An 11958-nucleotide genomic window follows, 5' to 3' on the forward strand; every position below is an offset into this window, starting at 1 on the left:
CCAATTTGTTTGCCCAGTTCTTTGAGTTGTTTGTCAGTTTCTTTCTGTTGTTGGGCGTTTTCCTTCTGTTGTTGACTAACTTCCTTCAATAGTAGTTCAGTCTCCTTCTGTTGTTGACTGACTTCCTTGAGTTGTTTGTCAGTTTCTTTTTGAGCGGCAGTTAATTCGGCTAAGAGTCGCCATACGTCTTCGGATGTGGTTGCCATAAATAATTGTTTCCTTCCGATCTAGTCTATTGTTATTTTAGTCAATTGCGCCGGTACTTCCTAATTTTTAACCTTCCATGCTCTCTTTTTTGTCAAGTACATCTTATACCATTTTAGATGAGCTTACCCTAGCAACCTTAAGCGAATACTACCGTGCGATTAGCGTAAACTAAAACGCGATTTTGCAAGTGTAAACGTACCGCTCGCGCTAACACCACCCTTTCTAAATCCTTACCTTGACGAATTAAATCTCCCACGGTATCGCGATGACTAACTCTGACCACATCCTGCTCGATAATTGGCCCCTGATCGAGATCGGCAGTGATATAATGGGCGGTGGCTCCAATAATTTTTACCCCTCGATCGTAGGCCCGTTGATAGGGATTAGCTCCCGCAAAAGCCGGTAAAAAAGAATGATGAATATTGATAATATTGGGAAAAAAGTTAATAAAATCTGGGGTGAGAACCTGCATATATTTAGCTAAAATTACTAAATCTATCCGGTATTCCCGCAGTAACTCTAATTGTCTGGCTTCCTGTTCAATCTTGGTTTCGGCGGTAATAGGAAGATGATGAAACTCAATACCGAATTGATTGGCAACTGAGTGTAATTCTCGATGATTGCTAATAATTAAAGGAATTTCTGCCCTAATTTCTCCCGCCTGTTGTCGCCATAATAAATCGAGGAGACAATGATCCTGTTTTGTCACCCAAATAGCTAGACGCGGGACAGTATCGGAAAAATGTAAGGACCAACTAGCCTGCAAAGGTTTGGCAATAGCGGCGAAAGCTGGTTCGATCATCCCACGGGGTAAATTAAACCCCTCTAATTGCCATTCTATCCGCATCAGGAACAATCCTGCCGAAAAATCCGTGTGTTGGTCAGCGTGGATAATATTGCCGCCATTAGCGTAGATAAAATTAGCGATTTTCGCCACCAGACCAATCTGGTCGGGACAAGAAATTAACAAGGTTGCAGTGGCAGCAGTCATAAATTATCGGCGGCAAGAATTGACTTTTTCTATCCCTAATTTATTACAATTTTAGGCACTTCGTCCCTTTGATACACAAAAAAGATCGTTTGTCAATAGCGATCGCCGATTAAATTTCTAGTTAAACTGATAGGCTCTTCCCTTTCTCAGAAGTGGCAAAATGCCGCTCGATTAGGGAGGGGACATCTTGGGGAGCTACCTGATTATAATGCTTTTTATCGGGCATAACCACCAGATTCGGGCCTTTTTTGCACTGTTTTAAACAGCCGGTTAATTTAATATTCACCGCTTCTCCCAGTCCTTTTTCCTCTAAACTACTCTCTAACCTTTGGCAGACTCTCGCACCGCCATTTTTCCAACAATCGGACTTCTGACAGATTAAGACGGTGGCTTTTTTCGCTTTTGCCGGGGTGACTTCTGGGGTTTTTTCGCCGGATAAATGCTCAATCCCTAGTACCCTCAGTTTTAATTTTCCCTTTTTTGAACAAAGACTACTTTCTCCCGTCACTTTTAGCCATGAGTGGAGAGCAATATTGAGAGGTATGTGGTCTCGCAGTGTTTTTTCAGGCTTAAACCAATATTCCCGTTTATCAACACTGATTCTCAGGTATTTTACCTTATATCCGTCCTTGAGGACAAAACCGAGGAATTGACCGACCACTTGAAAGGGAATCATGGTAGTTGCAGATTTTGACATACTTTCTCACTTTTTACTCTTAGATTGTTAATTTTTCTCAAGGATTATGCTTGCCAACAGGTTTCCAGCCAAGGGATTAAACAGCCTCGGGAGGCCTCCACCTGTCGCAGGACAATCCACAGCTATAAAAGTTGAGCGGAGGCATCAATGCGAACTGGCAAAAGCTGATGGAGCGAGCATTGACATTCAATGTTTAGGGCTTGCATCTGGTGGTAAACCTGCCAGGGATCCCAAGCACTAAGATTGAAGATTTTCTCACCTTTCGATGGCCATTTGTCTATACTCATGGGGCTTTTAATTGAGAACTATTAGCAATATAACTCTAGGCTGATGTTCTCAGTATAACCAACAACTGCAAATTATTATCAATAACTTGCAGAAAAAAAGTTATCCGGTAGCGGCGATCGGCTAAAATTTTGCTTGTCCGCTTTGCCGATCCCGGAATCGCTACCGCCTACAATTGTCAAAGGGATAAAAATGGAGATACCAAGATTTATTGACGAAAATTATGGATAAAAAAGCTCAAAAAACCGATAATTCAGCAGTTCTCTATTTTGATGGTGGTTCTCGCGGCAATCCGGGGAGAGCAGCCGGTGCAGCGGTAATAGTTTTAGCCGAGGGTAATTCCTTGACTACGAGTAGATATATGGAGATAGCCACTAATAACGAGGCTGAATACACAGGATTGATTATTGGATTGGAAAAAGCCCAAGAATTAGGCTTAAAAAGCCTAGAAATTCGGGGAGACAGTCAATTAGTCATCAATCAAGTTAAGGGAGACTGGAAGGTAAAAAGCGATAGTTTACGTCCCTTTTATCAGCGTGCTTGTCAATTAGTCACCCAATTTGATCGCATTAGCTGGCGCTGGATTGAACGAGCTAAAAATAGTGTGGCTGACGCTGCCGCTAATCAGTGTATGGATGCGGCGAAAAAATCGCCAGAAAAACCCGAGGAAGGCGAAACTAACCTTGATATTCTGCTCCAATCCCTGAAACCAATCCTAAATACTGAAGAATTCGTTTTCTCTTCCCTCACAGCAACAGGACTGGAACAGCTACAATTAACCCCTATCTGCCAATTTCGGGAAGAGGAAGGAATAACGGTGATTATTCCCCGTCAGCAAGCCGATTGCATGAGATTACAGTACAAATATATTTATAGACAAATTACTCTTTCTGTGCATTCTAGTTTAGCGGCGGTGGGATTTTTAGCGGTGATTAGTGAGAAACTGTCCGAAGCGGCAATTAGCGTCAATGTCATTTCTGGTTATTATCACGATCATTTATTTATCCCTAGTGATAGGGTGACAGAAGCGATGGCTATTCTCGAAGAAATTAGCCGCTCATAACAGTTATCAGTTAGCAGTTATCAGTTAGCAGGTGTGGCTCTCTTATTCTTTGTGTGATCTCGCGTAGCGAGCGCGTTGCGACCAGTTTAACTTACTATAGAAGCGATCAATCTTTGTGTCCTCTGTGTCTGGAGTGGTTCCTTCCACTCCCTCGCCGGCAAGACTGTATCTTAGAATACATTTTACCCACCAAACCTAAGAGAGCCCAGATGTGAGTTTTCAATTCACTGATACTAAATCTGGTTATTAAAAACTGATTATTTATTCTCCCCTTTGCATGAGTGCCTCTCCTCATAACTAGCCTATACTCAACGGATTTAGTATGATTACTGATTACTGTTTACTGTTCAGTGAAAAAACAGGATTTATTATTATTTGCTCTCCTCCGAGGAATTTTTCACCGTTTCTTCTAGGATAACTACCGGTTCTTTTTCCCGCTGCTGTGAGCGGATGATATCGATGGTACTTTTCAGCACACTAGCGATGGGAACTGCTATCAATAAACCGAGAATTCCTGCCACTTTGCCACCGATAAAAAGAGATAGAATAATCCAGACGGGATTAAGTCCGATCATACCTCCCATTAGCCGAGGGGCGATGACATTATCATTAATTTGACCGACAATAATAGTCAGGGTCAAAACTTTTAACCCTAACCAAAAATCTTGAAACATTAGTAGGGTACTAATGCCAATAATGGTAAAGGCACTGGCAAAAGGAATTAATGTAGTTAGACCGATCGCCACCCCGAATAATAGGGCATAATCGACCTTGAGAATGACAAAAACAAAAATTTGAGCCAGGCTGAGAATTCCCGCTAAAATGGTTTGACCAGCAAAATAGGTTTCAAAAGTTTGACGAATAATAGTTCTTAATTTGAGATTCCAGGGAGCAGGAATCCAGCTTAAAATTCCCTCCCAAATTTGTTCGCCATAGAGAACCAGAAAGACAGTTAGAACCAGAACAAAGAGAATGTTTAGGATACTGTTGATAGTTCCCAGCACAAAGCTTAGTAATTGAGTGCTAAGAGTTTGTAAAACATTGGTTAGTCGTTCCGATAACTGGGTGATTGATTGCTCGATATAAATCGCATATTTCTGAGTTTTATCCCACTTTTCTAAATTTTGTATCTGTTCGGTTCCCGACTCGATCCACTGGGGCAAACTATTGATTAAACTGCTTAATTGTTCGACAATCTGGGGAATTAAAATTAAACCTAAAACGCTCAAAATTAATAGGGCAATTAAAAAGACAATAGCGATCGAACCACTGCGATTAACCCCGCGTCTTTGCAGTAGTTTGATGGGAACATCTAAGACAAAAGCTAGTAAACTAGCAGTGACAAAAATACTGACTAAGGGTTCTAGATAGCTAAATAATTGGAATAATAACCAACCATTGAGAAATAAAAGCGGAAAAACCAGACTTAGCCGCAACCAACGAGGTAGTTGCTTAAAAAGCTCTATCATTAATTTTGTCCTGAGAGAGTATCGAGGTAAAAAGAGACTTTTCCAACCAGAAATCCTCTTTCAATCTACCATCTCCTCGCCACTTTTTTGGTTCCAGTAACCCTGAAACTCTTATCTTAACTGTATGGAGCTAAGCGGATTCGAACCGCTGACCCCCTCAATGCCATTGAGGTGCTCTACCAACTGAGCTATAACCCCGCGAAGACCATTTTTGAATATAGCTTAAATAGAATTACTTTGTCAAGGGGTGACGAGAAAAAAATTTGTCCCTCACAATGCGATCGCTGATAAGACAATGGTGAAACAATCGCCTCCATTTAGACAGCAGCCGAAATTTGGGTTAAATAGGTTAAACAGTGGCCCATGAGGAAATAAACTACTAACATAGCCGCTGCCGCTGCTGCCACCAAGGTTCCCGCCAGCATCAAGGAAAACTCTTGCCTGTCGAACGCTTGCTGCATCAGATGCAATGACCAAGCCACAAGACCGAGGTCAAAGATGAGAATCGGAACTAACATATTTTAAATTTTGTTAACTTTCTTCTATTCTAATACATAATTTTCTGGAGGGATAATCGGAGGGAAGTTAAAAAAGGGATTTTTTGCTGGTTGCTCGATCGCGGCTGTCAGCCGTCAGCCATTGACTTTAAGTAATAGGTCTAAATTTTGCTCTTCTTGGTTTGCAGCCTGAAGAAATCCTTTTCTGGGGAAAAGCGACTCAATCACCAGATTAAGTTCTGTAAATCTTGCTCTCATTTTCCCTAGCTAACGCACGGGGACTTGGTGATTTTGCAGATAATTTTTGACCTCAGCGATAGTTAATTGACCATAATGGAGCAAAGAAGCCAATAAAGCCGCTTCTGCTCGGCCTTCCGTCAATGCTTCGTAAATATGCTGACAATTACCCGCTCCTCCAGAGGCAATCACAGGAATCTCCACCCTTTCTGCGATCGCTTTTGTCAAGGACAGATCGTAACCCGCTTGCGTGCCGTCAGCATCCATACTGGTAACTAACAACTCACCCGCCCCGCGTTTTTCCACTTCTTTGGCCCATAATAAAGCATCAATACCCGTATTTTCCCGTCCACCCCGAACATAAACCTCCCAACCGGGGTTATGCACATCCTTGCGTCGTCTAGCATCGATCGCCACCACAATACACTGTTTACCAAAGCGATCGCTGGCTCGATCGAGCAATTCCGGCTCGCGCACGGCAGCCGAGTTAATGCTGACTTTATCGGCCCCGGCTCTTAACAAATTTTTAATATTTTCTAAGGATTGGATGCCACCCCCCACGGTCAGAGGAATAAAAACCTGTTCCGCCGTGCGATAGACTACATCAATAATCGTGTCGCGATCTTCATGGGTAGCAGTAATATCAAGAAAAACCAACTCATCAGCCCCTGCCTGATTATACAAGCGAGCTAACTCCACGGGGTCGCCAGCATCCTGAAGATTGACAAAATTAACCCCTTTAACTACCCGACCTTTATTGACATCCAAACAAGGCAAAATCCGCTTCGCTAACATATCCTAGACTCTTGATTGTAACAATGGCCATCAAACGATCGCACAATTCCCCCCCGGCAGCCGAGGAAAATCTGCTCACTCCCAATCCCACTATAGAAGAAACGGAAAAAGCAGAAGCGCAGATTCGTCCACAATCCCTAGAGGATTATATCGGTCAACAGGACTTAAAGGCTAATCTAAAAGTCACCATCGCCGCGGCCAAAGCTAGACAAGAAGCGATCGATCATTTGCTCTTCTACGGACCGCCGGGGTTAGGCAAAACCACCATGGCTTTAATTTTAGCGGCTGAGATGGGAGTAAATTGCCGCATTACTGCCGCCCCCGCTTTAGAGCGTCCCCGGGACATTACCGGCATCCTGATCAATCTTCAACCCCGGGATATTCTTTTTATCGACGAAATTCATCGACTGAATCGGGTGACGGAGGAGTTATTATACCCAGCTATGGAGGATTATCGCCTAGATGTGACGATTGGTAAGGGTCAAGCAGCGAAAATTCGCAGTATTTCCCTGCCTCCCTTTACTTTAATCGGTGCTACTACCAAAGTTGGCTCTTTAACTGCGCCTTTACGCGATCGTTTTGGCATGATTCAACGTCTGCGTTTCTATACGGTCGAGGAATTGACAGCAATTATGCTCAGAAGTGCCACTATTTTTAATATTCCCATGACTGAAGCAGGTGCGATCGAAATTTCCCGTCGCAGTCGGGGAACTCCACGCATTGCCAATCGTTTATTAAAACGGGTGCGCGACTATGTGCAGGTGAAGGGAGAAACTATTATCACCCCCCAGTTAGCCGCTGAGGGATTAAATCAATTAAATGTGGATTCTATGGGTTTAGATTGGACCGATCGATTAGTATTAAAGACGATGATCGAACAGTTTCAAGGCAAACCCGTGGGATTGGAAGCGGTAGCGGCAGCCACGGGAGAAGATGCCAAGACGATTGAGGAGGTGTATGAGCCTTATTTATTACAAATAGGTTATCTTCATCGGACTCCCCGGGGCCGCGTAGTGACAGCGGCTGCCTATGAACATTTAGGTTTACTGGCGAAATTGCCGAAAAATAAGGATCGGAGTTTACCTTTGTTCGAGTTCTAGTTTTCTAGATAGGGTTGGCTGAATAAATCTAAAAACCTTGTTGGATTAAGACTTTTCGGGGGTAAAATTCACGGTTCTTCCGAACTTACACTGTAGAAAATTCCTCAAGCTCACTCTCTGCACAGCAATGCTCTAAAGTTGATAAATATCAATTTAACAAAAACTGAAAGCCTTAGTGTACAAGCTTTACAATCATAAGTTGTTGATAGTTTTACATAACAGGTTCGGTAGAGCCAAATTCACACCCCACTTCCCCACTTCCCCACACCCCACACCCTGCCTCTAGGAACAACTTTTTCAGCCAACCCTAATTACCAGCGTTTTAGCTCACTTGTGTCTTTAAATACTGCCTTGACTGCTTGAAATCACACAAGCCTTTATGTAAAGACCGTACGATCAAGATTGTAGTAAGTTACATTGTTGCCATTGCTTGCCGCTTCCAATCTAGACTGTATTGGGATTTGTCAGAGCTATGCAATAGTGAGCTTTTATAGTCAATGATTTTTTAAGTCTGTTAACGTCCTATGTCTGGCCTAAATAAAGAAAATCTTAAACTAGAAACTCTTACCCTGTTTCAAAAATACCAAAAAACAGGGGATAATAAGTTTCGGGATCAAATTATCCGGTTAAACCTAGGATTAGTCAGAAGGGAAGCTCATCATTGGGTCAATCAATGCCATGAAAATTACGAAGATTTAGTGCAGGTTGGCTGTATGGGACTAATTCGGGCGATCAAACGTTTTGACAGCAGCAAAGGTCATGCTTTTAGTTCCTTCGCTATTCCCTATATTCGTGGCGAGATTCAACACTATCTGCGCGATAAAGGTTACACAGTTCGCATTCCTCGTCGTTGGTTAGATTTAGGCAGACAAGCGACAAATATGCGTCGCGATTTCCAAACTATCCACAATCGTCAACCCAATGATACGGAAATCTCCCTCGCTTTAAATATTTCGATCGAAGAATGGCAAGAGGTAAAACTGGCTTTCCAAAACCGTGAACCTCTTAGTCTCGATGCGACGGTTAATAACGATGAAGATAATAACACCTGTTTAAAAGACATCGTTCCCGATCCCGGTTATCGCAGCTTTCAACTTTGTCAAGAGGATCGCATTCGTTTACAACAGGCACTGGCTCAATTAGAAGAGAAAACCCGTTATATTCTCGAATTTGTCTTCCTTAAAGATCTTACTCAACGGGAAACCGCCGAACAATTAGGCATTAGTATTGTTACCGTCTCCCGTCGGGTGAAAAAAGGTTTAGAAATGCTCAAGGAAACCATGCTCCAAGAGGCATTTTAGCCCAATTATCGGTTCTCATAGCAAGTCCGTTATTAACTCCCAATTCAACTTTAAAAACTCAGTTATGGATTTTTTCCCCTGCTCCGATGCTCCTCTCTCCCAGCTTATCTTGGCTCCAATAGCAAGTAATTTAAAACCCCGGCTAAATATTCATACTGCTCGATCGAATTATAGTAGTGAGCAGAAATCCTCACAATTAATGATGCTTCTCCCCAGGGAATTATCGGCACTTCAATCTGATATTTTTCCCACAGTTGTCTGGATAAATCTTCTGCTATCCAAGCATAACTAGGAATTAGAATTGAGGACATCGATCCGATCATTGATTCTGGACAGGGATAATTGACCTGCAAGGCATGACAAAGCAAATTTCTGGCTTTTAAAACCAAATTATGATTCCTCGCCATCAGACCCAGTAAACCATCAATAGAGAGAGAATTTAAAAACTCGATCGCTTTTGGCACTGATAAATAAGCGCTGGGATCATCGGTTCCCATCCAAGCAAATTCTAACTGAAAACGGGAACGATCTTGTCGAGGAGAATTAGCCCCATGGCTAATAGTTAAAGGTCGAATTATTGCCTGTTTATCCCCGCGCACATAGAGAAAAGCAGCCCCCTTGGGACTACATAACCACTTATGACAATTAGCAGTATAATAGGTGGGATTAATTGCCCCGATATTAAGGGGTAAAAAACCTAAAGCATGAGCGCCATCGATGAGAGTATCAATACCCCGATTATTTAATTCTTGCACAATTTCTGCGATTGGCCAAATTAAGGCCGTGGGACTGGTGACATGATCTAAAACTACTAATTTTGTCCGAGGAGAAACAGATGCTAAAATTGCTTGACTAATTTCTAAAGGAGACTGTACAGGAAAGGGAATTTTAGCGATAATTACCTTTAAACCCCATCTTTTAGCTATATGTTTAACTGCATTAGCACAAGCATTATAGGTCTGATCGGTGATCAGAATTTCCTCATTTTCCTGAAAAGTTAAGGAATTTAACACCGCATTCACTGCTGTGGTTGCATTGGAAACAAAGACTAAATCATCGCTATTTACTCCCACTAAATCCGCTAATTTTTGCCTAGCAATATCTAATAAACCCTCTAATTCTCTCCCCAAAAATGCTAAAGGTTGTCTTTCCATTCGTTCCCGCAATTGTTGCTGATAATCCAAGACTATTTTAGGGGTTGCACCATAGGAACCATGGTTGAGAAAATAAATATTATCGGGAATTAACCAAGAGTTTTTAGACATATTGAATTAGTTTGATTTTATTGAGAACTAGAAAAAATAGCTGAAAAATTGCCTATTATATTCAGCTTTTAACTAGCTAGTATATTTATGATCGACAATTTCAGTGACAAAAGTTTCTCCATCCATGAGAGGATGATTTTCTGGAGATTGATATTTTCCAGTTTTCACTTTCTGTTGGAGATGTCGGTTCATAGGTATTATGACTATCTACTGAGAAAATCAGCTTGATCTTAATTTTAAGCTAAATATCGACAAAAAAAGCTCTCCAAGAAAAAGGAGAGAGAAGAGAACGAGTTAGAAAAAGTTATTAATGTAACCATCCTTTCAGACGACGTGCGACTTGAGGACGACGTAATTTTCGCATCGCTTTAGTTTGAATTTGACGTACTCGTTCCCGAGATAAATTGAACATTCCCCCCACTTCCTCTAGGGTATAGGGTTGACTGGTAGCTAAACCATAACGGAGGGAGATAACATCTTTTTCCCGTTCGGTGAGAACATCACTTAAAACTGCGAAAATTTCTTGACGCATCATCATCTCATTCATTTTATCTTCGGGAAGTTGTAGATCATCATCTTCCAAAAGATCCACTAATTCCGTATCTTCTCCCTTCCCTACACGATGATTTAAAGAGAGAGATTGACGACGCAATTGTAATAATTGCCGCAATTGTTCGGGAGTTATTTCTAACGCTTCCGCGAGTTCCCGTTCATTGGGATTGCGCTGTAAATCTTGCTTGAGAATGCGCTGCGCTTTTTTGAGTTTATTGAGTTTTTCGACAATGTGAATCGGTAAACGAATTGTCCGCGCATCGTTAGCAATGGTGCGGGTGATTGCTTGTCGAATCCACCAATAAGCATAGGTAGAGAATTTATAACCTTTATTAGGATCGAATTTTTCGGCCGCACGGTTGAGTCCGATCGCACCTTCTTGAATTAAATCTAAGAAAGGAACCCCGCGATTTAAATAGCGTTTAGCGATAGAAACCACCAAGCGCAAATTAGAACGAATCATCTTCCGTTTAGCTGTTCGTCCGCGATAAAGACGGTTTTCCAGTTGACGTTCATTATCTAATTGTAAAGCGATCGCCCATTCTGTTTTCGTCGGGGGACGATGTAAATTTTCTTGCAGTTTTTGGCGTACTTCTTCCGCTTCCATGAGAAACTTAACCGAGTAGGCTAATTCAATTTCTTCTTCCGCACTAAGCAGGGGATAACGAGCCATTTCTTTAAAAAATGCGCCAACAGTATCTTCATTGCTGCCTTTATCATATCCCGTTCCACTACTCCCACGGGTGTTTTTTAGGGTTTCTGGTAAAGATTCAGTCATATCCTCGTCAGTTCTTTCACCAAAATCCACGCTGTCCAGTTCTAAAGGATTTGTCTCCAGGGCAATGATTTGATTAAAATTATCATCAGCGGCTAGTTTAGAGATTTTCATAAGCAGTTATGGATGGAGTGGGGTTATAATAGGGGGGAAAAACTTAGTTTCTCCCAATGGGCTGATTGTTACATTGAATTTTCGGGGAGCAGATTTTTTAAACGTTTTCTTAATTAATGGCGGCCATTTCTGGGATATAATTAGGCGCTTCTGTGTGGATTGTTACAAATCGCTCAACCAGATAATCAGATTTTCTGGTGAATAGGGGAGACTTTCAGGGTTTCCACTTATACACTCTAACTAAGGTTTTTAGTATTTGACTAGGTAAAGATCACGCTTCTTAACAATCAAGATAGCAGTCAGCTTTTTATGACTATTCTTTGCTTTTTCTATTGAGAACTATTCTCAACTTTTGACTAACTATGCTTTAATTCAATAGCTAATAGTCAATGATTATCATTAACTTTATCAATGCTTAAGGGTGGATAAAAATTCTTTTGGGAAGACTTCACTAGCTAAAAATCAAAATTTGTGAGCAAAAAAGCAATATTTGGCTCTTCGTTACCCTTTATGCTAAATCAACAGACAAGATGCCAAGACAACATACTTCTAACCCAAAAATTCCGAAAGTTTCTAAAGCCATAGCCTCTCCGTTTTATTAGTTTAAGTT

Annotated in this window: 11 protein-coding genes, 1 tRNA gene and 1 pseudogene; 3 read left to right on the forward strand and 10 right to left on the reverse strand. The window is 41.6% G+C overall.

Annotation, left to right across the window (positions count from 1 at the left end):
* The 4 genes and pseudogenes from EWV60_RS21965 to EWV60_RS21980 all read right to left on the reverse strand — a co-directional run.
* Positions 1 to 206, reverse strand: a pseudogene (locus EWV60_RS21965) (DUF3782 domain-containing protein); the annotation flags it as partial.
* A 137-nt stretch (positions 207 to 343) separates the two neighbouring features.
* Complete coding sequence (gene purU / locus EWV60_RS21970) at positions 344 to 1198, reverse strand: formyltetrahydrofolate deformylase (RefSeq protein WP_193977114.1); 855 nt, start codon at positions 1196 to 1198, stop codon at positions 344 to 346.
* Positions 1199 to 1319: 121 nt separating this feature from the next.
* A complete protein-coding gene (locus EWV60_RS21975; protein WP_193977115.1) occupies positions 1320 to 1895 on the reverse strand; it encodes a (2Fe-2S) ferredoxin domain-containing protein in 576 nt (191 codons plus the stop codon).
* Between the two features lie 122 nt (positions 1896 to 2017).
* Complete coding sequence (locus EWV60_RS21980; protein WP_002738845.1) at positions 2018 to 2182, reverse strand: Asr1405/Asl0597 family protein; 165 nt, start codon at positions 2180 to 2182, stop codon at positions 2018 to 2020.
* 221 nt (positions 2183 to 2403) lie between these two features.
* On the opposite strand from EWV60_RS21980, the gene EWV60_RS21985 reads away from it, so the two are divergent.
* Complete coding sequence (locus EWV60_RS21985) at positions 2404 to 3243, forward strand: reverse transcriptase-like protein (protein WP_287234759.1); 840 nt, start codon at positions 2404 to 2406, stop codon at positions 3241 to 3243.
* A gap of 371 nt (positions 3244 to 3614) precedes the next feature.
* On the opposite strand, the gene EWV60_RS21990 is transcribed toward EWV60_RS21985, so the two are convergent.
* The 4 genes from EWV60_RS21990 to hisF all read right to left on the reverse strand — a co-directional run bounded on the left by EWV60_RS21990 (position 3615) and on the right by hisF (position 6241).
* Positions 3615 to 4712 (reverse strand): AI-2E family transporter, encoded by a 1098-nt coding sequence (locus tag EWV60_RS21990; RefSeq protein WP_002778288.1) that lies wholly within the window; start codon positions 4710 to 4712, stop codon positions 3615 to 3617.
* Between the two features lie 125 nt (positions 4713 to 4837).
* Positions 4838 to 4910 (reverse strand) — tRNA-Ala (locus EWV60_RS21995).
* 119 nt (positions 4911 to 5029) lie between these two features.
* A complete protein-coding gene (locus EWV60_RS22000; protein WP_002755370.1) occupies positions 5030 to 5230 on the reverse strand; it encodes a hypothetical protein in 201 nt (66 codons plus the stop codon).
* Positions 5231 to 5476: 246 nt separating this feature from the next.
* Positions 5477 to 6241 carry an imidazole glycerol phosphate synthase subunit HisF gene (hisF, locus tag EWV60_RS22005; protein WP_002738370.1) on the reverse strand — a complete coding sequence of 255 codons (765 nt, stop codon included), beginning with the start codon at positions 6239 to 6241 and terminating at the stop codon, positions 5477 to 5479.
* A 23-nt stretch (positions 6242 to 6264) separates the two neighbouring features.
* On the opposite strand from hisF, the gene ruvB reads away from it, so the two are divergent.
* Both ruvB and EWV60_RS22015 read left to right on the forward strand, forming a co-directional pair.
* Positions 6265 to 7341: a Holliday junction branch migration DNA helicase RuvB gene (gene ruvB, locus EWV60_RS22010; protein ID WP_002755367.1), complete on the forward strand. Its 1077-nt coding sequence runs from the start codon at positions 6265 to 6267 to the stop codon at positions 7339 to 7341.
* A 524-nt stretch (positions 7342 to 7865) separates the two neighbouring features.
* Complete coding sequence (locus tag EWV60_RS22015) at positions 7866 to 8642, forward strand: RNA polymerase sigma factor SigF (RefSeq protein ID WP_002755365.1); 777 nt, start codon at positions 7866 to 7868, stop codon at positions 8640 to 8642.
* A 104-nt stretch (positions 8643 to 8746) separates the two neighbouring features.
* Here the strand turns inward: EWV60_RS22015 and EWV60_RS22020 are convergent, their stop codons facing one another.
* Together EWV60_RS22020 and EWV60_RS22025 are read right to left on the reverse strand one after the other, a co-directional pair.
* Positions 8747 to 9907: an aminotransferase class V-fold PLP-dependent enzyme gene (locus EWV60_RS22020; RefSeq protein ID WP_287234762.1), complete on the reverse strand. Its 1161-nt coding sequence runs from the start codon at positions 9905 to 9907 to the stop codon at positions 8747 to 8749.
* Positions 9908 to 10214: 307 nt separating this feature from the next.
* Positions 10215 to 11348, reverse strand: coding sequence for an RNA polymerase sigma factor, RpoD/SigA family (locus tag EWV60_RS22025; RefSeq protein ID WP_272105035.1), 1134 nt, complete (start codon positions 11346 to 11348; stop codon positions 10215 to 10217).
* Between the last annotated feature and the right edge of the window lie 610 nt (positions 11349 to 11958).

This window comes from Microcystis sp. Msp_OC_L_20101000_S702, assembly GCF_007095705.1.
Lineage (GTDB): Bacteria > Cyanobacteriota > Cyanobacteriia > Cyanobacteriales > Microcystaceae > Microcystis > Microcystis ichthyoblabe_A.